This is a genomic window from Vibrio sp. D173a, from assembly GCF_030248475.1.
This window is the reverse complement of sequence record NZ_JAHGAH010000104.1, coordinates 12287-34157: the sequence shown is the minus strand read 5'-3', so window position 1 is coordinate 34157 and position 21871 is coordinate 12287. Positions and strand designations below refer to the sequence as shown.

General features: G+C 46.5%; 24 protein-coding genes. 2 read left to right on the top strand and 22 right to left on the bottom strand.

Annotated elements, in window-relative coordinates:
* Positions 1 to 136 precede the first annotated feature (136 nt).
* From KIV40_RS11800 to KIV40_RS11695, 22 genes are all read right to left on the bottom strand, one after another.
* A complete protein-coding gene (locus tag KIV40_RS11800; protein WP_005429758.1) occupies positions 137 to 559 on the bottom strand; it encodes a F0F1 ATP synthase subunit epsilon in 423 nt (140 codons plus the stop codon).
* Between the two features lie 18 nt (positions 560 to 577).
* A complete protein-coding gene (atpD, locus tag KIV40_RS11795) occupies positions 578 to 1981 on the bottom strand; it encodes a F0F1 ATP synthase subunit beta (protein ID WP_045371918.1) in 1404 nt (467 codons plus the stop codon).
* A 35-nt stretch (positions 1982 to 2016) separates the two neighbouring features.
* Positions 2017 to 2883: a F0F1 ATP synthase subunit gamma gene (gene atpG, locus KIV40_RS11790; RefSeq protein ID WP_012126654.1), complete on the bottom strand. Its 867-nt coding sequence runs from the start codon at positions 2881 to 2883 to the stop codon at positions 2017 to 2019.
* A 44-nt stretch (positions 2884 to 2927) separates the two neighbouring features.
* Positions 2928 to 4469 (bottom strand): F0F1 ATP synthase subunit alpha, encoded by a 1542-nt coding sequence (gene atpA / locus KIV40_RS11785; protein ID WP_021017935.1) that lies wholly within the window; start codon positions 4467 to 4469, stop codon positions 2928 to 2930.
* A 13-nt stretch (positions 4470 to 4482) separates the two neighbouring features.
* Entirely contained in the window at positions 4483 to 5016 is a 534-nt protein-coding gene (atpH, locus tag KIV40_RS11780) for a F0F1 ATP synthase subunit delta (RefSeq protein WP_012126656.1), read from the bottom strand.
* A gap of 14 nt (positions 5017 to 5030) precedes the next feature.
* Positions 5031 to 5501: a F0F1 ATP synthase subunit B gene (gene atpF / locus KIV40_RS11775; protein WP_005429802.1), complete on the bottom strand. Its 471-nt coding sequence runs from the start codon at positions 5499 to 5501 to the stop codon at positions 5031 to 5033.
* Positions 5502 to 5572: 71 nt separating this feature from the next.
* Positions 5573 to 5827: a F0F1 ATP synthase subunit C gene (gene atpE, locus KIV40_RS11770; RefSeq protein ID WP_002540812.1), complete on the bottom strand. Its 255-nt coding sequence runs from the start codon at positions 5825 to 5827 to the stop codon at positions 5573 to 5575.
* Positions 5828 to 5883: 56 nt separating this feature from the next.
* On the bottom strand, positions 5884 to 6696 hold the full coding sequence (atpB, locus tag KIV40_RS11765; RefSeq protein WP_005429781.1) for a F0F1 ATP synthase subunit A: 813 nt from the start codon (positions 6694 to 6696) through the stop codon (positions 5884 to 5886).
* An 8-nt stretch (positions 6697 to 6704) separates the two neighbouring features.
* Entirely contained in the window at positions 6705 to 7094 is a 390-nt protein-coding gene (locus KIV40_RS11760) for a F0F1 ATP synthase subunit I (protein WP_005532841.1), read from the bottom strand.
* Positions 7095 to 7283: 189 nt separating this feature from the next.
* Entirely contained in the window at positions 7284 to 8165 is an 882-nt protein-coding gene (locus tag KIV40_RS11755; protein ID WP_012126658.1) for a ParB/RepB/Spo0J family partition protein, read from the bottom strand.
* 23 nt (positions 8166 to 8188) lie between these two features.
* The gene (locus KIV40_RS11750) at positions 8189 to 8962 is read right to left on the bottom strand and encodes a ParA family protein (RefSeq protein ID WP_005440815.1); all 774 of its coding nucleotides are present in this window, start codon (positions 8960 to 8962) and stop codon (positions 8189 to 8191) included.
* A gap of 10 nt (positions 8963 to 8972) precedes the next feature.
* Positions 8973 to 9608, bottom strand: a complete 636-nt coding sequence (rsmG, locus tag KIV40_RS11745; RefSeq protein ID WP_285349345.1) for a 16S rRNA (guanine(527)-N(7))-methyltransferase RsmG — start codon at positions 9606 to 9608, stop codon at positions 8973 to 8975.
* Positions 9608 to 11503, bottom strand: coding sequence for a tRNA uridine-5-carboxymethylaminomethyl(34) synthesis enzyme MnmG (mnmG, locus tag KIV40_RS11740; protein ID WP_285349344.1), 1896 nt, complete (start codon positions 11501 to 11503; stop codon positions 9608 to 9610). The genes rsmG and mnmG overlap by 1 nt, the downstream gene beginning before the upstream one ends.
* Positions 11504 to 11972: 469 nt before the next feature.
* The gene (gene mioC / locus KIV40_RS11735; protein WP_005424936.1) at positions 11973 to 12413 is read right to left on the bottom strand and encodes an FMN-binding protein MioC; all 441 of its coding nucleotides are present in this window, start codon (positions 12411 to 12413) and stop codon (positions 11973 to 11975) included.
* Between the two features lie 100 nt (positions 12414 to 12513).
* Positions 12514 to 13875 carry a tRNA uridine-5-carboxymethylaminomethyl(34) synthesis GTPase MnmE gene (gene mnmE, locus KIV40_RS11730; protein WP_010648467.1) on the bottom strand — a complete coding sequence of 454 codons (1362 nt, stop codon included), beginning with the start codon at positions 13873 to 13875 and terminating at the stop codon, positions 12514 to 12516.
* Positions 13876 to 14007: 132 nt separating this feature from the next.
* Complete coding sequence (gene yidC, locus KIV40_RS11725) at positions 14008 to 15630, bottom strand: membrane protein insertase YidC (protein ID WP_285349340.1); 1623 nt, start codon at positions 15628 to 15630, stop codon at positions 14008 to 14010.
* A gap of 2 nt (positions 15631 to 15632) precedes the next feature.
* Positions 15633 to 15890, bottom strand: coding sequence for a membrane protein insertion efficiency factor YidD (yidD, locus tag KIV40_RS11720; RefSeq protein ID WP_005451046.1), 258 nt, complete (start codon positions 15888 to 15890; stop codon positions 15633 to 15635).
* Positions 15857 to 16180: a ribonuclease P protein component gene (gene rnpA / locus KIV40_RS11715; RefSeq protein ID WP_009699098.1), complete on the bottom strand. Its 324-nt coding sequence runs from the start codon at positions 16178 to 16180 to the stop codon at positions 15857 to 15859. The genes yidD and rnpA overlap by 34 nt, the downstream gene beginning before the upstream one ends.
* A gap of 46 nt (positions 16181 to 16226) precedes the next feature.
* A complete protein-coding gene (rpmH, locus tag KIV40_RS11710) occupies positions 16227 to 16361 on the bottom strand; it encodes a 50S ribosomal protein L34 (RefSeq protein ID WP_005378825.1) in 135 nt (44 codons plus the stop codon).
* 242 nt (positions 16362 to 16603) lie between these two features.
* Positions 16604 to 17341, bottom strand: coding sequence for an amino acid ABC transporter ATP-binding protein (locus KIV40_RS11705; protein WP_005532849.1), 738 nt, complete (start codon positions 17339 to 17341; stop codon positions 16604 to 16606).
* Positions 17338 to 18009 (bottom strand): amino acid ABC transporter permease, encoded by a 672-nt coding sequence (locus KIV40_RS11700; RefSeq protein ID WP_005440833.1) that lies wholly within the window; start codon positions 18007 to 18009, stop codon positions 17338 to 17340. The genes KIV40_RS11705 and KIV40_RS11700 overlap by 4 nt, the downstream gene beginning before the upstream one ends.
* Before the next feature lie 105 nt (positions 18010 to 18114).
* Positions 18115 to 18861 (bottom strand): amino acid ABC transporter substrate-binding protein, encoded by a 747-nt coding sequence (locus KIV40_RS11695; RefSeq protein ID WP_228175606.1) that lies wholly within the window; start codon positions 18859 to 18861, stop codon positions 18115 to 18117.
* A gap of 430 nt (positions 18862 to 19291) precedes the next feature.
* On the opposite strand from KIV40_RS11695, the gene dnaA reads away from it, so the two are divergent.
* Both dnaA and dnaN read left to right on the top strand, forming a co-directional pair.
* Entirely contained in the window at positions 19292 to 20698 is a 1407-nt protein-coding gene (gene dnaA, locus KIV40_RS11690) for a chromosomal replication initiator protein DnaA (protein ID WP_285349338.1), read from the top strand.
* Positions 20699 to 20761: 63 nt separating this feature from the next.
* Positions 20762 to 21862, top strand: coding sequence for a DNA polymerase III subunit beta (dnaN, locus tag KIV40_RS11685; RefSeq protein ID WP_012126666.1), 1101 nt, complete (start codon positions 20762 to 20764; stop codon positions 21860 to 21862).
* Positions 21863 to 21871: the final 9 nt, after the last annotated feature.

Genomic DNA, 21871 nt, shown 5'->3' with positions numbered 1-21871 from the left:
ACGTTCTATTTTAATTGGGCGTTATTTTAAACAGCTTGGAAGGAATAGTTAATGGCAGGATGTAAATTTCCAACTAAAATTAATCAAAAAGGCGACCAAATGGCCGCCTTTTTTCATGCAACGTTGCTAATTGAGCTTAGCGACGCTTTTTGGTCAGCTCGATAACTCGTAGCTGAGCAATGGCTTTAGCCAGTTCACTGGCCGCTTGTGCGAAGTCCATGTCACCATGCTGATTCTGGATTTGCTCCTCAGCGCGGCGCTTGGCTTCTTCTGCCTTCGCTGCGTCTAGATCTTCACCACGAATCGCAGTATCAGCCAGTACTGTAGCAGTACCAGGCTGAACTTCGACCATACCACCAGAGACATAAATGAACTCTTCGTGGCCGTGCTGTTTCACAATACGCACCATACCAGGCTTAATAGCGGACAGCAGCGGAGTGTGACCGTGGAAAATACCCAGTTCACCTTCGCTACCGGTCACCTGAAACGTTTCTACACGACCAGAGAAAATACGTTTCTCAGCGCTTACTACGTCTAGGTGAAAGGTTATTGGTGCCATATCGCCTCCTAGTTAGCCTTATAGCTTCTTCGCATTCTCGATAGCATCGTCAATCGTACCGCAGTACATGAACGCTTGCTCTGGAATGTCATCGTATTCACCAGCTAGTAGACCTTTGAAGCCACGTAGTGTCTCTTTAAGAGGTACGTAAACGCCTGGGTCACCTGTAAATACTTCCGCTACGTGGTAAGGCTGAGTTAGGAAACGCTCAATCTTACGTGCACGAGATACAACTTGCTTATCTTCTTCAGATAGCTCGTCCATACCTAGAATCGCGATGATATCTTTCAGCTCTTTGTAGCGCTGAAGTGTCTGCTGAACGCCACGAGCTGTGTCGTAGTGCTCTTGACCAACTACTAGTGGGTCTAGCTGACGAGAAGTCGAATCTAGTGGGTCGATCGCTGGGTATAGACCCATAGCTGCGATGTTACGGTTAAGTACAACCGTTGCATCCAAGTGCGCGAATGTTGTTGCTGGAGACGGGTCAGTCAAGTCATCCGCAGGTACGTATACCGCCTGTACAGACGTGATAGAACCTTGCTTAGTTGACGTGATACGCTCCTGTAGTACACCCATCTCTTCTGCAAGAGTTGGCTGGTAACCTACCGCAGAAGGCATACGACCTAGAAGTGCTGATACCTCAGTACCTGCAAGCGTGTAACGGTAGATGTTATCAACGAACAGAAGTACGTCACGACCTTCGTCACGGAAACGTTCTGCCATTGTTAGACCAGTCAGTGCAACACGTAGACGGTTGCCTGGTGGCTCGTTCATCTGACCGTAAACCATCGCTACTTTAGATTCTTCAGGATTCTCAACGTTTACAACGCCCGCTTCCTGCATCTCGTAGTAGAAATCGTTACCTTCACGAGTACGTTCACCAACACCAGCAAATACTGATAGACCTGAGTGTTGAAGTGCGATGTTGTTGATAAGCTCCATCATGTTAACGGTCTTACCTACACCTGCACCACCGAATAGACCGATTTTACCACCCTTAGCGAATGGACAAACCAAGTCGATTACTTTAACACCAGTTTCTAGAAGTGCTGTTTCGTTTGATTGCTCTTCGTAGCTTGGTGCTTCACGGTGGATAGAGTAAACCTCTTCTGCACCGATCTCACCACGCTCATCAATCGCGTCACCTAGGACGTTCATGATACGACCTAGAGTTTTAGTACCTACTGGTACTGAAATTGGAGCGCCAGTGTTAACCACTTCAACGCCACGACGTAAACCATCAGAGCTACCCATTACGATACAACGAACTACGCCACCGCCTAGCTGTTGTTGAACTTCAAGAACAAGACGCTCTTTTGAGTCCGTAACGTTTAGAGCGTCATATACACTTGGTACTTCGCTCTGTGGGAACTCTACGTCGACTACCGCACCGATGATCTGTACGATCTTACCTGTAGCCATCGTTAATCCTCTAAACTATTTCGTTTTACCTAAGCTTAAACCGCAGATGCACCACCAACGATTTCTGATAGTTCTTGTGTGATCGCAGCCTGACGGGCTTTGTTGTACACAAGTTCTAAATCTTCAATCAAGTTGGTTGCGTTATCCGTTGCAGCCTTCATCGCAATCATTCGAGCCGCTTGCTCACAAGCAAGGTTCTCTACTACACCTTGGTATACCTGAGACTCTACGTAACGCACTAGAAGTGTGTCCAATAGAGGTTTTGGCTCAGGCTCATAGATGTAGTCCCATGAGTGCTCACGCTGCATCTCTTCGCTGTCCGATTTAGGCAAAGGTAGCAATTGATCGATCGTTGGTTGCTGAACCATAGTGTTCACAAATTTGTTGAACACTACGTATAGACGGTCCAGTTCACCTTCATCGTATTTCTTAAGCATTACGCCAACAGAACCGATTAGGTCTTCTAGGCTTGGGTTATCACCCAGACCAGAAACCTGTGCCGCAACTTTTGCGCCACCATTTCTAAAGAAAGCTGTTGCTTTTGAGCCAATTACAGCTAGCTCAACTTCAGCACCTTTCTCTTTCCATGATTGCATGTCTGTAACGGCTTTCTTGAACACGTTAATGTTCAAACCACCACACAGACCACGGTCTGTCGAAACGATGATGTAACCAACACGTTTAGCTTCACGCTCATCTAGGTACGGATGACGGTACTCTAGGTTTGCGTTAGCCACATGACCGATCACTTTACGCATTGTTTCAGCGTATGGACGAGAAGCTTCCATTGCGTCTTGAGAACGACGCATTTTTGAAGCTGCTACCATTTCCATCGCTTTCGTAATTTTCTGCGTGCTTTTAACACTACCGATTTTATTACGTATCTCTTTTGCGCCGGCCATCGTTACTCTCCGTTAGTTGGTGGCAGAAACTGCCACCGACCTAATTACCAAGTTTGGGTTGCTACGAAGTCGTCAGTCAGTTTCTTCAACTGAGCTTCAACTTCATCGTTGTATGCACCCGTCTTGTCGATCTCAGCTGCAAATTCAGCGTATTGACCGCGAGCGTACGATAGTAGAGCCGCTTCGAAATCTAGCAGTTTGTTTAATTCAACATCTGCTAAATAGCCGCGCTCTGCCGCGAAGATTACTAGTGCTTGGTCAAATACAGACATTGGAGCGTACTGCTTCTGCTTCATTAGTTCTGTAACTTTTTGACCGTGGTCTAGCTGTTTCTTCGTCGCTTCATCAAGGTCAGACGAGAACTGTGCAAATGCCGCTAGTTCACGGTACTGAGCTAGTGCAGTACGGATACCGCCAGATAGCTTCTTGATGATTTTCGTCTGAGCTGAACCACCTACACGAGATACTGAGATACCTGGGTCAACGGCTGGGCGTACACCCGCGTTGAATAGCTCAGTTTGTAGGAAGATCTGACCATCGGTAATCGAGATTACGTTAGTCGGTACGAATGCTGAAACGTCACCTGCTTGAGTTTCGATGATAGGAAGAGCAGTCAAAGAACCAGTCTTACCTTTCACTTCACCGTTAGTGAAACGCTCTACATACTCTTCGTTTACACGAGCTGCACGCTCTAGTAGACGCGAGTGTAAGTAGAATACGTCACCTGGGAATGCCTCACGGCCTGGTGGACGTTTTAGTAGTAGAGAGATCTGGCGGTAAGCTACCGCTTGCTTAGATAGATCATCGTAAACAATCAGTGCGTCTTCACCGCGATCGCGGAAGTATTCACCCATCGCACAACCTGCGTATGGCGCCAGGTATTGTAACGCTGCAGATTCAGAAGCAGATGCAACAACAACGATAGTGTTAGCTAGCGCGCCGTGCTCTTCTAGTTTGCGAACTACGTTAGCGATTGTCGATGCTTTCTGACCGATTGCTACGTAGATTGAGAAAATACCAGAGTCTTTCTGGTTGATAATCGCATCGATCGCCATTGCTGTTTTACCAGTTTGACGGTCACCGATTACAAGCTCACGCTGACCACGACCGATTGGGATCATTGAGTCAACTGATTTGTAGCCAGTTTGCACAGGTTGGTCTACCGATTTACGGGCGATTACACCTGGTGCGATTACTTCTACAGGCGAAGTCAATTTAGCTTCGATTGGACCTTTACCATCAATAGGCTCACCTAGTGTGTTCACTACGCGACCTAGAAGTTCTGGACCAACTGGCACTTCAAGAATGCGGCCAGTACCTGTAACTTTCATGCCTTCCTTAAGGTTAGCATATGGGCCCATTACTACCGCACCAACCGAGTCACGCTCAAGGTTAAGTGCTAGTGCATAACGGCCACCCGGTAATTCAATCATTTCACCTTGCATCACGTCCGCTAGGCCGTGGATGCGGATGATACCATCGCTCACCGATACGATAGTACCCTCGTTGCGAGCTTCACTAACAACGTCGAAAGATTCGATACGCTGTTTGATTAGATCGCTAATTTCCGTGGAATTAAGTTGCATGCTCCAATCCCCATTAAGACTGCAATGCATCGCTCAGGCGGTTCAAACGACCTCGCGCTGAGTTATCGATGACTAGGTCTCCGGCTCGAATAATAACCCCACCAAGTAGGGTCTCATCTACGCTGCAATTCAGCTTCACTTTGCGTTCAAGACGCACTTCAAGTTTGCTGCCAATGTTTGCTAGCTGTTCATCAGAAAGTTCGCTTGCTGAAATAACTTCAACATCGATTTCTTTCTCATGTTCTTTCTTCAATAAGAAGAATTGCTCACAAACATCTGGAAGGGCCGTTAAACGACCATTCTCAGCCATAACCTTAATCAGGTTTTGACCGTGTGCATCAACTTGTTCACCGCAAACTGCAACAAAAATCTCCGCCAATTTGTCAGCAGAGACAGAACCCTTTAGAAGTTCATTCATTTGTTCGTTTTTGGTAACTTCAGTAGCAAAAGACAACATTTGGCCCCATTGGTCCAATTGGTCTTTGTCTACAGCAAAGTCAAAAGCTGCTTTAGCATAAGGGCGTGCGATTGTAGTCATATCAGACATATGCGCCCCCAGACTTAAAGTTTTGCAGTAATGTTGTCGAGAATATCTTTCTGAGCGTCTTTATCGATAGAACGCTCAAGGATTTTCTCAGCACCAGCTACAGCCAGAGTAGCAACTTGTTTGCGCAGCTCATCGCGTGCACGATTGCGTTCAGCTTCAAGTTCTGCTTCTGCTTGCGCTAGGATTTTCTGGCGTTCTGCCTGAGCTTCCTCGCGAGCTTCGTCAATAATTTGAGACTTACGCTTGTTCGCTTGATCGATGATCTCAGTTGCTGTGCGCTTCGCTTCTTTCAACTGATCAGAAGCGTTGGCTTGTGCTAGATCCAAGTCTTTTGCAGCACGTTCCGCTGCTTGAAGACCATCAGCAATTTTCTTCTGACGCTCTTCGATCGCTTGCATCAACGGTGGCCATACATACTTCATGCAGAACCACACAAATAGTGCGAACGAGATTGCTTGACCTAGCAGAGTTGCATTTATGTTCACAACAGCTACCCCTCTATTTGGACTTAGTGTTAATCAGTGACAAGCCTGAGCTCGTCCCGAGTTAAAGGTGATTAACCTAGTTGACCAACGAATGGGTTTGCGAATGTGAATAGTAGCGCGATTACGATACCGATCATTGGAACCGCATCAAGTAGACCTGCGATGATGAACATCTTAACTTGTAGCATAGGAGCCATTTCTGGTTGACGTGCTGCACCTTCTAGGAATTTACCACCTAGTAGTGCGAAACCAATCGCTGTACCAAGAGAAGCAAGACCGACGATAATACCTACGGCGATTGCAGAAAAGCTCAGTAAAGTTTCCATTACTATCTCCAATTTATAGTTGTTGGCTTATGTGCCCAAATAAAAAGCTTAAAAAATTAATGATCAGAATCTTCGTGTGCCATTGACAGGTAAACAATTGTCAACATCATAAATACGAAGGCTTGAATCGTAATAACCAAGATATGGAAGATTGCCCACGGTAGTGAACCCATCCATTGCAAGTACCATGGTAGCATTGCCGCACAAAGAATGAATACAACCTCACCCGCGAACATGTTACCGAATAGACGCATACCAAGTGATAGAGGCTTCGCTAGTAGCGATACCACTTCAATCAGTAGGTTAAACGGAATCATCAGTGGGTGATTGAATGGATGTAGTGCAAGTTCTTTTGCGAATCCACCTAGACCTTTCACTTTGATGCTGTAGTAGATCATCAATGCGAAAACGCCTAGAGCCATAGCCATGGTGATATTCACATCAGCCGACGGTACAACCTTAAGATAAGGGATACCTAGCCAATGCTCTGCTGGGTACGGTAAGAAGTCGATCGGAACTAAGTCCATCACGTTCATCAAAAATACCCAACAAAAGATAGTCAGTGCTAAAGGCGCGATCAGTGGGTTGCGTCCATGGAACGTGTCTTTGACGTTTTCCGCGACAAATTCAACGATCATTTCTACAGCACACTGAAGCTTACCCGGTACACCCGCTGTTGTTCTCTTTGCTACTTTGTAAAAAATTCCGAGGAAGATTAAACCAGTAAACCAAGAAAAAAACAGGCTATCGATATGTACGTTCCAGAAACTTGCTTCATCCGCTACCAAGCCTAACTTAGCTAAAGATAGGTTTGATAAGTGGTGGGCAATGTAACCGGACGATGTTAGCGCTTCACCTGGCGCAGCCATAACTCATCCTATTTTTTGTTGTTAATGAATAGCACTGGTGCACAGATATTAATACCTAGTACCAGCAAATAGGTTAGTTTGAGGGGAACAAGTTCCACCTGCATATACATGTAGGCTACGTAGAACAACACAACCGTGATGAGGATTTTCAGAACTTCACCTGTGTAGAAGGACGCCGCGATGCGCTTGGCAGCACGAGCCCCACTAAACATAAAAGCACATAGCGCAAAGACAGCATTGGCAACAACAAAAATGCCCCCACCAACCAGCGCTGAAATTCCCCATTCAGGATTCACGGCCATCGCCATTCCTGCAGCCACAAAAATAACCGCGCCAGACTGGATCATTAACAATTGCTTTGCGAGCTCTCGTCCTGGTCTAGCTAACGCAGCTACCATGTATTCGTACCTCTAGTAATATCCACTTTGCACTAAACTCTCTGTGCAGGGAAATTGGCGAAAATTATACGGTGAGAACAATTGAATGCAATTATATTGCATTAAAAACTTACAGTTTCGTTTACAATCCGACAACTTTCACACAAAATTCGATTATTTTGATTAATTGACCTAAATCAATTATCTCATCTAGGCCTCTAGCTTGGCAATCAGTTGATTCAATTTGTGAGGCTCATCAAGACTTATCGTCACTTTCGCTTTGCCGTTTGCAGAACGGACCAAAGAAACCTTGGCATCAAGCAGTTGACTCAATTTATGCGACATTTGCTCCGCTTCGGTATCTTCTTGTTGAGCTTTTTGCTCATTTTGTGGGGCTAAGCACTTTTTTACTAACTGTTCGGTTTGTCGAACCGTCATTTGCTTCTTAGCCACCTGTTGAGCCACTTCGACTTGCTGTTCGCCCTCTAGCGCTAACAGAGCTCGAGCATGACCCATTTCTAATTTTTTATCTGCAACCAGACCCTTTACATCAATTTCCAACTGATTTAGACGTAATAGGTTACTTACTGTGGTTCTTGATTTGCCAATCACATCGGCCACTTGCTGATGCGTCAGCGTGAATTCATCCTGCAGGCGCTCAAGCGCTTGCGCTTCTTCAATCACATTCAAATCTTCACGTTGAATGTTTTCGATCAGTGCCATTGCTATCGCTGCACGGTCTTCGACCTTTTTCACTAAACAAGGCACACGTTTAAGACCAGCCTGTTTTGCAGCGCGCCAACGGCGTTCACCAGCGATGATTTCAAACTGACCACCCGCAACTTGGCGAACCACGATCGGCTGAATGATGCCTTGTGATTGAATCGAAGCTGCCAGCTCTTCCAGCGCTTCTGGCGCCATATCTTTGCGCGGTTGGTAAACACCCGGCTGCAATTGACCAATCGCCAAATCCGTCAGTTCACCGTCAGCCGACAATGCTTGGCTGTGCGATGCAATGTGCTGTTTTTCACGAGCTAACGAACTGGTCGACAACAACGCATCCAGTCCTTTTCCTAGACCACGCTTAGACATAGGAGGAATTCCTTAGGTTAGAGTTAAACTGGGATTTCTTCGCGGCGGAGCATTTCGCCCGCTAAAGCAAGATACGCTTTGGCGCCAGCAGAGTACTTGTCATAGTACATGGCTGGTTTACCGTGGCTCGGCGCTTCAGCCAAACGCACATTACGTGGGATCACAGTACGGTAAACTTTACTACCAAAGTGTTTTTTAAGTTGATCGGATACTTCATTTGACAGGCGGTTACGTGGATCGTACATGGTACGTAGTAAACCTTCGATTTTGAGGTTCTCATTGACCACGGCCGCTAACTTGCTGATTGTATCCATAAGAGCAGTTAAACCTTCTAACGCAAAGTATTCACATTGCATCGGCACCAGCACAGAGTCGGCTGCGGCCATAGCATTGATTGTAAGAAGGTTTAGAGAAGGGGGACAATCAATAAAGATGAAATCATAGTTATCGCGAACTGACGCAAGGGCGTTTTTCAGACGCACCTCACGCGCGAACACTTCCATCAATTTGATTTCTGCAGCGGTAACGTCTCCGTTCGCTGCAATCAGATCGTATTTCCCTGTGGTTTCGGTACAAACCACCTGATCAAACGGGGTATCTTCAACCAGAAGATCATACGCCGTTGCGTCGACCATATATTTGTCGACGCCACTGGCCATCGTAGCGTTGCCTTGAGGGTCGAGATCGATCACCAAAACCTTGCGCTTTGTTGCCGCCATCGAAGCTGCTAAGTTAATGCACGTTGTTGTTTTGCCGACCCCACCTTTCTGGTTGGCGATTGCTACAATTTTACCCACGATTACCTCGCTAATTTTCCTTGCGCGATAAGATTACTAGATGACGATCACCTTCCAACTCAGGAACAGCTAAAGATATGATCTCTGTCACACTACACCATTCAGGAAGCAGATCTATTTCATCTTTAGGGTGAAGCCCTTTCAAAGCTAAGAACACCCCAGAATCTTGTTTAGGCAGATGATGACACCATTCCACCATGTCCGTCATTGAAGCAAAAGCTCGACTCAAAACGCCATCAAATTTTTCTTCTGGCTGGAATTCTTCGACGCGACTTTGAATTGCCGTCACATTTTTCAGCTCTAGCGTGTGCACAACTTGCTTGATAAAGCGGATGCGTTTGCCAAGGCTATCGAGCAAGAAGAAGGTTTTCTCTGGATTCATGATTGCCAATGGAATACCTGGCAAACCTGGTCCTGTGCCAACATCGATAAAACGCTCACCTGGTAAGTGAGTGCTAACGACGATGCTATCAAGGATATGTTTCACTAGCATCTCAAGTGGGTCACGAACCGACGTTAGGTTGTAAGCTTTGTTCCACTTGTCGAGCAGTTCGACGTAACCGACCAACTGCTCGCGTTGTTTTTCAGACACTTCCAAATCAGTTTGTGCGATCAGCTCGTCTAATCTGGTACGTAAAGCACTCATTACTCTTCCTCGCCTTTCTTCAGCAAACCGTGCTTCTTCAGGTGAACAAGCAGAATAGAGATCGCTGCCGGCGTTATACCTGAGATACGAGAAGCAATACCAATGCTTTCTGGTTTGGCTTCTGTCAGCTTAGCAACGACTTCGTTAGACAGACCTTTCACGTCTTTGTAATCCAAGTCTGCTGGGAGCTTAGTGTGCTCATGACGCAGCGATTTTTCGATCTCTTCTTGCTGACGCTTGATGTAGCCATCGTACTTAACTTGAATCTCAACTTGCTCTGACGCTTGCTGATCTTCCAGAGCTGGTGCAAATGCATCAAGCTGAGTGAGATCTGAGTATGAGATCTCAGGGCGACGCAAAAGATCTTCACCACTTGCTTCACGAGCCATTGGTGTTTTCAAGAGCTTGTTCAGCTCATCGATACCCACAGAATTCGGGTTAATCCATGTCGATTTTAGACGTTGGCGCTCGGTTTCCATGTTCTCGATTTTCTCGTTGAAACGTGCCCAACGAGCATCATCAATCAAACCAAGTTCACGCGCTTTTTCCGTCAAACGTAGATCGGCGTTATCTTCACGAAGCAACAAACGGTATTCCGCACGAGAAGTGAACATGCGGTACGGCTCTTTGGTACCCATGGTCGACAAATCATCGATTAACACGCCCATGTAAGCTTGGTCACGACGTGGGCTCCAGCCTTCTTTGTCTTGACTGTGCAAACTTGCGTTCAAGCCTGCCATCAAACCTTGTGCTGCAGCTTCTTCGTAGCCAGTCGTACCGTTGATTTGACCAGCAAAGAACAGGCCACTGATGAACTTGGTCTCGTAGGTTTGCTTCAAATCACGTGGGTCGAAGAAATCGTACTCGATCGCGTAACCTGGACGAACGATGTGTGCGTTCTCAAAACCTTTCATTGAACGAACGATTTGCACTTGCACGTCAAACGGCAAGCTGGTGGAAATACCGTTAGGGTATAACTCGTGCGTGGTTAGGCCTTCTGGCTCAATGAAGATTTGGTGACTGTTCTTGTCCGCAAAGCGCATCACTTTGTCTTCGATAGAAGGACAGTAACGCGGGCCAATACCTTCGATCACGCCTGCGTACATTGGGCTACGATCAAGGTTGTTGCGGATCACATCATGAGTTTGCTCATTGGTGTGAGTAATAAAACATGGGATTTGACGCGGTTGATGTTCACGTTTGCCCATGAATGAGAATACAGGTGTTGGGTTATCACCGTGTTGTGCTTCCAACACTGAGAAATCCACGCTGCGTGCATCGATACGTGGTGGTGTACCTGTTTTCAAACGATCGACACGGAATGGCAGTTCACGTAGTCGATCCGCCAGTGCTATCGATGGTGGATCCCCAGCGCGACCACCTGAAGAGCTTTCCATACCGATATGGATCTTTCCGCCAAGGAAAGTACCTACGGTTAATACCACCGCTTTGGCGTGGAATTTCAGGCCCATTTGCGTTACGACGCCAACCACACGCTCTTGGTCCACAATCAGATCATCAACCGATTGTTGGAACAGAGTTAAGTTTGGTGCGTTTTCTAGCGCGTTGCGTACGTGCGCTTTGTACAATGCACGGTCAGCTTGAGCACGTGTTGCTCGAACCGCTGGACCTTTAGAGGCGTTCAGTGTTCGGAATTGAATACCTGCATGGTCAATGGCTTCAGCCATCAGACCGCCCATAGCATCCACTTCTTTTACTAAGTGACCTTTACCGATACCACCAATCGCCGGATTACAAGACATCTGGCCTAATGTATCGATGTTATGGGTAAGGAGGAGTGTTTTTTGTCCTGTGCGTGCAGATGCGAGCGCGGCTTCCGTTCCTGCGTGTCCGCCACCGACAACAATGACGTCAAAGTTTTCGTGATAAAGCATGAACTGACCTCAGGTATTCAAAGGATTTAATGAACAGATAAAAAAGAGCGGTATTTTACCTTTTTTCTGTGTGAGAGAGAATCGTTTTCTCGCTTTTCAAATTTTAGTCCCTAAGACTATATATATAAGATCTATATATATGATCTTTTATTGGATCTATTATTAGGATCGCACGTTTCTGTGGATAACTAGAAAATGATCAACAAGATCATGGATCTTCTTTGGATCATATCTTGTGATCATGGCTTGATCAGATCGAGGATTTCCTGAGATCAAAATGCGGGGTTATACACAGGGGTAAAAAAGGATCTAAGTTGTTCTTTGGATAACTAAAGGAAAATCACTGAATCCTACCTGACTTATCCACAGATGGTTTGGGTGTTTTTTGAGCGGTTGAACAAGATTTTTTGAGGGGAGTTATTCACAATGGGGAGAAACAGAGCCGCAATGCGACTCTGTGATAGAGGAATTAAGCAGAAAAGCGAGCCAGATTTTCCTTCAACCACACTTCTGCGGCGTCTTCAGGTACGTCGTGGCTAAGTACATCAATCTTCAAGCAGTCTGTGATTGGCGTTGCGCCAATGTCTTCTAACAGGTCGTAAGCATGTTGGCCTGCAGCACAGAACGTATCGTAACTTGAGTCACCAATTGCTATCACAGCAAACTTTACGTCCGCCATCTTAGGCGGTGTGTTTTGTAATGCAGCAATGAAAGGCTGAATGTTATCTGGGTATTCACCCGCGCCGTGAGTTGAAGTTATTACCAACCAAGTGCCTTGGTTCTCGATCGCAGACAACTCCGGCTGGTTGTGGATCGTTGTTTCAAAACCGTTCTCATTGAGTAGATCACTTAGGTGATCACCAACGTATTCTGCGCCACCTAACGTACTGCCTGTAATAATGTGGATCATGTGTCTTCCTTTATTGAGCCTCACTGACGCCAACGTGTTATTAGCGCCAGTACAAAAAGAAACGCGGTGTTAAACTTATGCTTAACACCGCGCGTTTTGATTATTTACCGATACAGAATGAGGAGAAGATTCGGCCTAGGAGGTCATCAGAGCTGAACTCTCCGGTAATCTCATTCAAGTGCTGCTGAGTAATGCGCAGCTCTTCTGCCAAGATTTCGCCAGCCATATAGCCTTCAAGCTGTTCTTGGCCGATTTGAAGATGTTGAGCAGCACGTTCTAGCGCATCTAGGTGACGACGGCGAGCCATAAAGCCGCCTTCCGTATTGCCTGAGAAGCCCATACACTCTTTTAAGTGAGTACGCAAAGCATCCACACCTGCGCCTGTTTTTGCAGAAAGGCGAATCAGAGTCGGATCGTTTACATGGCAGATCCCCATTTCTTCACCTGTTTGATCCGCTTTGTTACGGATCACCGTCATGCCAATACTGTTTGGCAAGCGATCAACGAAGTCTGGCCAAATGTCTTTTGGATCCGTTGCGTCGGTTGTGGTGCCATCTACCATAAACAGAACACGGTCTGCTTGGGCGATTTCATCCCATGCACGCTCGATACCGATTTTCTCTACTTCATCAGAAGCATCACGCAGACCAGCGGTATCGATGATGTGTAAAGGCATACCATCGATATGGATGTGTTCACGCAATACATCACGAGTGGTACCGGCGATATCGGTAACGATAGCGGATTCTTTGCCAGATAGGGCATTCAGAAGGCTAGATTTACCCGCATTAGGACGGCCAGCAATCACGACTTTCATGCCTTCACGCATGATCGCGCCTTGGTTGGCTTCTTTACGTACCGCATCGAGGTTATCGATGATCGCTTGTAGGTCACCAGATACTTTACCATCGGCCAAAAAGTCGATTTCTTCTTCTGGGAAGTCAATTGCCGCTTCCACGTAGATACGTAAGTGGATCAGCGATTCCACCAGCGTTTGGATGCGTTGTGAGAACTGACCTTGCAGTGATTGTAGTGCGGATTTTGCCGCTTCTTCTGAGCTGGCATCAATCAGGTCGGCAATCGCTTCTGCTTGAGTGAGGTCCATCTTGTCGTTTAGGAAAGCGCGTTCTGAGAACTCTCCTGGTCGAGCGGCACGCACACCGTCAATACCCAAGATACGCTTAATCAGCATATCCATTACAACAGGGCCACCATGACCTTGCAGTTCAAGTACGTCTTCGCCTGTAAACGAGTGTGGGTTAGGGAAGTACAGGGCAATGCCTTGGTCTAGCACTGTGCCGTCTTCCGCTTGGAATGGCAGATACTCTGCGTAGCGAGGCTTTAGCGTCTTACCTGTGACTTCTAGCGCCACTTGATTGGCCTTAGGGCCAGAAACACGAATAATGCCGACACCACCACGACCGGGTGCGGTAGCCTGAGCGACAATCGTATCTGTAGTCATAATCTTGCCTTTTGAGCTGGGCTATAGGGTTACACCCCTAGGGAGCCAGAACCAATTAATTAGCTGAATTGTAATCAGCCAAAAACAAAAAGGCGACCTTTTGGCCGCCTTTCTTATGCTTTTCTATCAAGGTTACTTAGTGTGTAAGCCTTTTTTCTCCAGTGCTTTGTAAATCAAAGTTTGCTGGATAAGCGTAACGATGTTCGACACCAACCAGTATAGAACTAGGCCTGATGGGAAGAACAAGAAGAAGAAGGTAAACATAACCGGCATAAAGGTCATGATCTTCTGCTGCATTGGATCCGTTACTGTTGTTGGGCTCATCTTCTGGATTAGGAACATTGACGCACCCATCAGTAGAGGCAGGATGTAGTAAGGGTCCTGCGCTGAAAGGTCATGAATCCAACCGAAGAATGGAGAGTGACGTAGCTCAACCGACTCCATTAGTGCCCAGTATAGTGCGATGAAGATAGGCATCTGTAGGATAAGAGGTAGACAGCCACCCAGTGGGTTCACTTTCTCTTTCTTGTACAGTTCCATCATCTCTTGGCTCATGCGCTGACGGTCATCACCGATGCGCTCACGCATTGCTTGCAGCTTAGGCTGTAGCATACGCATTTTCGCCATAGACGTGTATTGCGCTTTCGTTAGTGGGTACATTGCACCGCGAACGATGAAGGTCAAGCAGATGATAGCCACACCCCAGTTACCCACGAAGCTTTGGATGAAAGCAAGCAGTGAGTGAAGTGGTTTAGCGATGAACCATAGCCAGCCGTAGTCCACTACTAGGTCTAGATTTTCTGCTACTGCTGCCATTTCGTTTTGTAGCTTAGGACCAACCCATAGTGTTGCTTCAAACTTCGCTTGGTCGCCCGTTGCGATAGTTTTGTTTGGCATACGTACGCCGATATCACCTAGGTTACCAATTACGCGAGTGTACAGGTTAGTACCTGGTTCGTTGCGTGGGATCCAAGCTGCAGCGAAGTAGTGTTGGATCATTGCCGCCCAACCTTGTCCATCTGCTAGGTTGATAGACAGGTTACGATCCTGCATATCTTCAAAGCTGTATTTCTTGTAGCGAACGTCTTCTGTTGAGTAAGCACCGCCGCGGTAAGTAGGCATTGTGATGCTACCACCAGCGTCCATTAGGTTTTGACGCAAGTGAGCGTACATACCAAATGTCGCGTTGTTACCAGAGTTGTTCACGACATCGTATTCTACGTTTAGCGCGTAGCTGCCACGTTTGAATACGTAAGTCTTGATGTATTCGATACCGTTCGCAGTGAATGTCATTGGAACGCGTAGTTCGTCTTGACCGTCAGCTAGAGTAAAGCTGTCTGCGCTCACGTTGTAGTGAGGACGGTTAGTGCTGCTTAGGTCGATACCTTGAGGGCCCACTAGACCGCTTTGCGCGATGAACTGGTGACCTTTAGTGTCTTTTAGCAGAACGAATGGGTCTGATGAATCAAGTTCAGCAGAGTATTTGTTTAGGTCGGCATGTACCACATCGCCACCAACGGTGTCGATCGACAGAGTTAAAACATCAGTCGTTACTGTGATAGTTTTTGCAGAAGCTTGCTGTTGACCAGGAACTGGGTCTAGCTCGTCAGCAAAAGATGGTGCAGGTAGAGTACTGCTTGATTGAGCCTGTTCAACTGCTTGAGGTGCTGGGTTCTTTGCGACTTGCCACTGTTGGAACAGCAAGAAAGAAACCAGTGCCAGAGCAATGAGCAGGATATTACGTTGAGAATCCATCGTTAGTTATCTCTGTCTTGTTTTTGGACTGGTGGAACGGGGTCATACCCCCCTTCATTCAAAGGATGGCATTTTAATAGACGTTTGCCTGATAACCAACATCCTTTTACAAAACCGTGAGCTCTCAAAGCTTCTAGCGCGTAAGTGGAACAAGTTGGTGTGAACCGGCAGCGAGGACCAATCAGAGGGCTGATAAACCAGCGATAAAGATTAACGAGCCCAATGGCTATCCACGTGAAGGGCGAGACAGGCGATGCCATAGCTTATCAAACAACTTAAATAATTCCTCATTGCTTAAATCTTGCGCGCTTTTCTTCGCGATCACAACAAAATCTTTATTTGGAAGCTGATGTTGATTGTTACGAAAGCTTTCACGAGCCAAACGCTTAAAACGGTTACGACCGACAGCAGTTTTGATTTGCTTTTTCGGAACAGCTAAACCTAATCGTGGGTGAGAAAGTTTGTTATTGCGAGCAATGATGGTGAAATGAGGCGAGCCAGCTCGATGAGCTTGCTGGAAGACGTTTTGATAATGCTCGGGAGTTAACAAGCGTAACTCCCGATTAAACGCGTACGTGTTCAAAATAAACTAGCGATTATTTTGATAGGCGCGCACGGCCTTTTGCACGACGTGCGTTGATAACTTTACGACCGTTCTTAGTTGCCATGCGAGCACGGAAGCCGTGAGTACGCTTGCGCTTTAGAACTGTAGGTTGAAAAGTGCGTTTCATGATAATTACCTTTACTGATCAGTAGTTTTAGGTTCTTGTTAAACCCGGCGTGGGCATTTTGCTTTCTTTATATAAAGAAGCTCTTTATTAAAGAAGAACAACCGACGCCTCTCAACAAAGAGGCGGAATTGTAATCACACTCACATAATGTGTCAATGACTCATGAGTACGAAATTCCGGCCGGGCGATTATACGTAGTGTGAGTAAAATCTCAAGGATCGATTGATCTTGATGCTTGATCTTTACTCTATTCCCACTTGGTTAAGGAATTTTTTCAAACGAAGATCTTGTGGATTATCGAAGATATCTTGTGGAGAACCTTGTTCAACGATGTTTCCTTCGGCCATAAAGATCACTCTATCCGCCACTTCTTTGGCAAATTGCATCTCGTGTGTAACCACCAACATAGTCTGATGTTGATTGGCTAACTTCTTCATTAATGAGAGAACTTCTCCGACCCATTCCGGATCCAGCGCAGACGTTGGCTCATCAAAAAGCAGCAGTTCCGGTTGCAATGCCATCGCTCGGCCGATACCCACACGTTGTTGTTGTCCACCAGACAGAGCCGCTGGATAACTTTCTCCTTTATCGCCAAGACCGATGTCATCCAGAATTTCTTGAGCACGCTTGAGAGCGTCTTCTTTTTTCCAACCGCGTACCGTGATCAAGCCTTCAGCGATGTTCTGACGCGCGTTCATATGAGCAAATAGGGCATAGTTTTGAAAGACAAACCCAGTACGGCGACGTAGAGCAAGCACTTCTGCTTTGGTGTGTTTTTGTGTGTCGACCGAAATGTCATCGATGGTAATGCGACCTTCATCCGCTTGCTCTAAGAAGTTAACGGTGCGCAATAGGGTCGATTTACCCGTACCACTTGAGCCAATAATAACGATGATCTCACCTTGTTTGATATCGAGATCAATACCTTTGAGGACTTCTGTTTCGCCAAAGCGTTTGTGGATATTTTCTAATTTGATCATCGTACGTACGCCTTATTCAATTTTGCCTCTGCCCAAATTTGTACTCGAGTCAGAATCACCACCACACCCCAGTAAATCAGAGCAACAGCAAGGAAAGCTTCAAAGAAGCGGAAGCTTGAAGAAGCTTCCATTTGCGCTTTAGCCATGATTTCTGCCACACCAAGCGTGAAGGCGAGGGAAGTGGACTTAATCATATCGATGAAATAGTTCATAAGAGAAGGCAGTGCGACGCGCGTTGCTTGTGGCAAAATCACCCGACGCATTGCTTGAGGTGTTGTCATCCCTACTGACAAGCTCGCTTCCATCTGACTGCGATCGATACCAATGATGGCGGCACGAATACTCTCTGCCATATAAGCGGCAAAGTGGAGCGTTAAGCCAATCACTGCCGCGGAAAAGGCATCAATACCCACCATGAATGGGAAGATTTGCGGTAAGCCGTAGTAGAGCAAAAACAGTTGTACCAAAAGCGGAGTACCACGGAAGAAGCTGATGTAAAGTTGGCTCAATTGGTCGAGAACTGGCAGCTTAAATACGCGAATGTTCGCTAAAATAACGGCTAGAATCAGTGAAAAGACCAATCCCCATGTGGCCATTTCCATGGTTGTGCCAAGATACTTGAGCAGTATCGGTAGCAGCTCCAGCATGTAATTAAAATCAAATCCCATACGACTTACCTTGAGAAAAGAAAAGGTGGAATACGAAGTTCCACCTTGTCATTGAGTTAAAAAAGGACGCGAGATAAAGCTCTGCGTCCTAAAAGAAGAGAAGTTTTACTTAGTGATGTCGGCACCAAACCATTTCACTGAAATCTTCTCTACTGTTCCGTCGGCACGCATCTCTTCAAGTGCTTTATTCACTTCTGCCTGTAACTTACGACCTTTTTCGTTATCAACGAATGGCCAAGCGTTTTGAATCGTTTCAAATGGTTCGCCCGCAAGTTGTAACGGTAGACCTGTCTTTTTAATCAGTTCTAGAGCAGACAAACGGTCCATGATGAAGGCATCAGCACGACCCAAAGCTACATCGTGTTCAATACCGGTATCGTAAGTCTTGATGTTGATCTTACCGTCTTTGTCGTAGCTGCGAAGCAACTGCTCAAAGTTAGAGCCTAGGTTAACTGCAACGGTTTTGCCTGCTAGATCTTCGACACCTTGGATGCTGTCGTTGCCTTTACGCACGGTAATTTGCGCACCGTCTACTACGTATGGGTCAGCAAATAGGTATTTCGCCTTACGCGCATCTGTCATGGTGATCTGGTTCGAGATGGTATCAATACGGCCCGTTTCTAGTAGGCCAAATAAACCAGAAAAGTTCGCTGTGACGTATTCGATCTTGTAATCGTTACGTTTACCGATCTCATCCCACATATCCACTTCAAAGCCTTGCAGTTTATCTTGCTTCACAAAGGTGAATGGGAAGTAGCGGCCAGACATGCCTACTTTTACTTCAGTAGCCGCTTGAACGGTCGCAGCAGACAAAGCGATGGCTGCAACGGCAACCTTAATCCAGTTTTTCATAATACATCTCCATACTTTTATGGTTGGAAATACTACTGTCAGTTAGCTCAATTAAATAAATAACCAAGTGCAATAACCTAGACCTCAGAGTAATAAGATCTTATTTGGTATAGATAGTAGCCAAGATATAGGGATAAATGATGAAAAAACGATCGGAAAGAGTGGAAATGACGATCGAAAAATATCAGTGAACAGAAATTCATACACAGAGTTATCACCAATCGCTCGATCTGGCCTATTTTGCCCAAATGTGGATCGTTGTGTGGGCAAATTTGGGGCAAGATGTGTTGATCTCTCTAAGTTGAGCGAAAATATTGTGAATAACTTAGATCTTATTCACTGGATCGTCGATCAATTGCTGGCGATCTTGGTTATCAACAGGTAAAATTGCCAGTCTTTTCCGATAATTCAAATACTCAGTGGGGGCACCGTGTCATCTTCGCTTTGGTTGCAATGTTTGCAGCAGCTTCAAGAAGAGCTACCAGCTACAGAATTCAGCATGTGGGTTCGTCCGTTACAAGCGGAGCTCAATGACAATACTCTCACTCTGTTCGCACCTAACCGCTTCGTGTTGGATTGGGTTCGCGACAAGTACCTGAACAGCATCAACCGTTTACTGCAAGAATACTGCGGTAACGACGTACCTAGCCTGCGCTTTGAAGTGGGCAGTCGCCCTGTTGCAGCACCAAAAGCGGCACCGACACGTACGCCGGCAGACGTGGCTGCAGAATCTTCAGCGCCTGCTCAACTGCAAGCACGTAAGCCTGTGCATAAAACGTGGGATGACGACGCGCAAGCGATCGCTGACATCAACCACCGTTCAAACGTGAACCCAAAACACAAGTTCAACAACTTCGTAGAAGGTAAGTCGAACCAATTGGGTCTTGCTGCTGCTCGTCAAGTTTCGGATAACCCAGGCGCAGCCTATAACCCACTATTCTTATACGGTGGTACAGGTTTGGGTAAAACCCACCTTTTGCACGCGGTAGGTAACGCGATTGTGGATAACAATCCCAACGCAAAAGTGGTGTACATGCACTCTGAGCGTTTTGTGCAAGATATGGTGAAAGCACTGCAAAACAACGCGATTGAAGAATTCAAACGCTACTACCGCAGTGTTGATGCGCTTCTTATCGATGACATTCAGTTCTTTGCTAATAAAGAGCGCTCACAAGAAGAATTCTTCCATACCTTCAATGCACTATTAGAAGGTAACCAACAGATCATCCTGACATCTGACCGTTATCCAAAAGAGATCAGCGGTGTAGAAGATCGTCTGAAATCACGTTTCGGTTGGGGTCTAACCGTCGCGATCGAGCCGCCTGAGTTAGAAACTCGTGTGGCGATCTTGATGAAGAAAGCTGAAGACCACCAAATCCACTTAGCGGATGAAGTGGCGTTCTTTATTGCTAAGCGCCTACGCTCTAACGTTCGTGAACTGGAAGGTGCACTGAACCGCGTAATCGCAAACGCAAACTTCACTGGTCGTCCAATTACGATTGATTTTGTTCGTGAAGCGCTGCGCGATCTGCTTGCTCTACAAGAGAAGCTCGTAACGATCGACAACATTCAAAAGACGGTCGCTGAATATTACAAGATTAAGGTTGCTGACCTACTATCTAAACGTCGCTCTCGCTCGGTTGCTCGTCCTCGTCAGTTGGCGATGGCGTTGGCAAAAGAGCTGACCAATCACAGCTTGCCAGAAATTGGTGATGCGTTTGGTGGTCGTGACCACACCACGGTACTGCATGCATGTCGCAAGATTGAGCAGCTGCGTGAAGAGAGCCACGATATTAAAGAAGATTACTCTAACTTGATTCGCACCCTGTCTTCGTAATCGGTTAGAATGACAGTATTCTAAGCAAATCATTAATTGAGCTGACAGCGTAAAGAGCCAAGCATGAAATTTACCATTGAACGTAGTCATTTAATCAAACCGCTACAACAGGTTTCGGGCGCACTAGGTGGCCGACCAACCCTACCAATTCTGGGTAACCTACTGCTTAAAGTAGAAGAGAACGTGTTATCCATGACCGCGACCGATTTGGAAGTGGAATTGGTGAGCAAAGTGACTCTAGAAGGGGATTTCGAAGCGGGCAGCATTACCGTTCCTTCTCGTAAGTTTCTTGATATCTGCCGTGGTCTGCCGGATGACTCTATCATCACCTTCGTACTAGAAGGCGATCGCGTGCAAGTTCGTTCTGGCCGTAGCCGTTTCTCATTGGCAACACTTCCAGCGAACGATTTCCCGAACATCGAAGATTGGCAGAGTGAAGTGGAAGTATCACTGACTCAGTCTGATCTGCGTACGCTGATCGAAAAAACGCAATTCTCAATGGCGAACCAAGACGTTCGTTACTACCTAAACGGCATGTTGTTTGAAATCGATGGTACGACGCTACGCAGCGTAGCTACTGACGGTCACCGTATGGCGGTATCTCAAACTCAGCTCGGTGCGGATTTTGCGCAGAAGCAAATCATCGTGCCACGTAAAGGTGTACAAGAGTTGGTTAAACTGATGGACGCACCAGAGCAACCTGTTGTACTACAAATCGGTAGCTCAAATGTGCGTGCAGAAGTGAACAACTTTATTTTCACTTCTAAGCTTGTTGATGGTCGTTTCCCTGACTATCGCCGCGTATTGCCACAAAGTACCAACAAAACGTTGGAAACCGGTTGTGATGAACTGCGTCAGGCTTTCTCACGTGCCGCGATTCTTTCTAACGAAAAATTCCGTGGTGTTCGTGTAAATCTTGCGGGCAGTGAAATGCGCATTACTGCTAACAACCCAGAGCAAGAAGAAGCGGAAGAAATGCTCGACGTGACCTTTGAAGGTGACGCTATCGAGATCGGCTTCAACGTAAGCTACGTGCTTGATGTACTTAATACCCTGCGTTGCGACAACGTGCGTGTGTCGATGTCGGATGCCAACGCCAGTGCGTTGATTGAAAACGCAGACGACGACAGTGCAATGTACGTGGTGATGCCAATCCGTCTATAAGCCATCTGA

What these genes read in the sequence shown, in the direction of transcription:
- KIV40_RS11800 (WP_005429758.1), bottom strand. Translation starts at nt 559, where the DNA reads ATGGCACCAATAACCTTTCACCTAGACGTAGTAAGCGCTGAGAAACGT.
- atpD (WP_045371918.1), bottom strand. Translation starts at nt 1,981, where the DNA reads ATGGCTACAGGTAAGATCGTACAGATCATCGGTGCGGTAGTCGACGTA.
- atpG (WP_012126654.1), bottom strand. Translation starts at nt 2,883, where the DNA reads ATGGCCGGCGCAAAAGAGATACGTAATAAAATCGGTAGTGTTAAAAGC.
- atpA (WP_021017935.1), bottom strand. Translation starts at nt 4,469, where the DNA reads ATGCAACTTAATTCCACGGAAATTAGCGATCTAATCAAACAGCGTATC.
- atpH (WP_012126656.1), bottom strand. Translation starts at nt 5,016, where the DNA reads ATGTCTGATATGACTACAATCGCACGCCCTTATGCTAAAGCAGCTTTT.
- atpE (WP_002540812.1), bottom strand. Translation starts at nt 5,827, where the DNA reads ATGGAAACTTTACTGAGCTTTTCTGCAATCGCCGTAGGTATTATCGTC.
- atpB (WP_005429781.1), bottom strand. Translation starts at nt 6,696, where the DNA reads ATGGCTGCGCCAGGTGAAGCGCTAACATCGTCCGGTTACATTGCCCAC.
- KIV40_RS11760 (WP_005532841.1), bottom strand. Translation starts at nt 7,094, where the DNA reads ATGGTAGCTGCGTTAGCTAGACCAGGACGAGAGCTCGCAAAGCAATTG.
- KIV40_RS11755 (WP_012126658.1), bottom strand. Translation starts at nt 8,165, where the DNA reads ATGTCTAAGCGTGGTCTAGGAAAAGGACTGGATGCGTTGTTGTCGACC.
- rsmG (WP_285349345.1), bottom strand. Translation starts at nt 9,608, where the DNA reads ATGAGTGCTTTACGTACCAGATTAGACGAGCTGATCGCACAAACTGAT.
- mnmG (WP_285349344.1), bottom strand. Translation starts at nt 11,503, where the DNA reads ATGCTTTATCACGAAAACTTTGACGTCATTGTTGTCGGTGGCGGACAC.
- mioC (WP_005424936.1), bottom strand. Translation starts at nt 12,413, where the DNA reads ATGATCCACATTATTACAGGCAGTACGTTAGGTGGCGCAGAATACGTT.
- mnmE (WP_010648467.1), bottom strand. Translation starts at nt 13,875, where the DNA reads ATGACTACAGATACGATTGTCGCTCAGGCTACCGCACCCGGTCGTGGT.
- yidC (WP_285349340.1), bottom strand. Translation starts at nt 15,630, where the DNA reads ATGGATTCTCAACGTAATATCCTGCTCATTGCTCTGGCACTGGTTTCT.
- yidD (WP_005451046.1), bottom strand. Translation starts at nt 15,890, where the DNA reads ATGGCATCGCCTGTCTCGCCCTTCACGTGGATAGCCATTGGGCTCGTT.
- rpmH (WP_005378825.1), bottom strand. Translation starts at nt 16,361, where the DNA reads ATGAAACGCACTTTTCAACCTACAGTTCTAAAGCGCAAGCGTACTCAC.
- KIV40_RS11705 (WP_005532849.1), bottom strand. Translation starts at nt 17,341, where the DNA reads ATGATCAAATTAGAAAATATCCACAAACGCTTTGGCGAAACAGAAGTC.
- KIV40_RS11700 (WP_005440833.1), bottom strand. Translation starts at nt 18,009, where the DNA reads ATGGGATTTGATTTTAATTACATGCTGGAGCTGCTACCGATACTGCTC.
- KIV40_RS11695 (WP_228175606.1), bottom strand. Translation starts at nt 18,861, where the DNA reads ATGAAAAACTGGATTAAGGTTGCCGTTGCAGCCATCGCTTTGTCTGCT.
- dnaN (WP_012126666.1), top strand. Translation starts at nt 20,762, where the DNA reads ATGAAATTTACCATTGAACGTAGTCATTTAATCAAACCGCTACAACAG.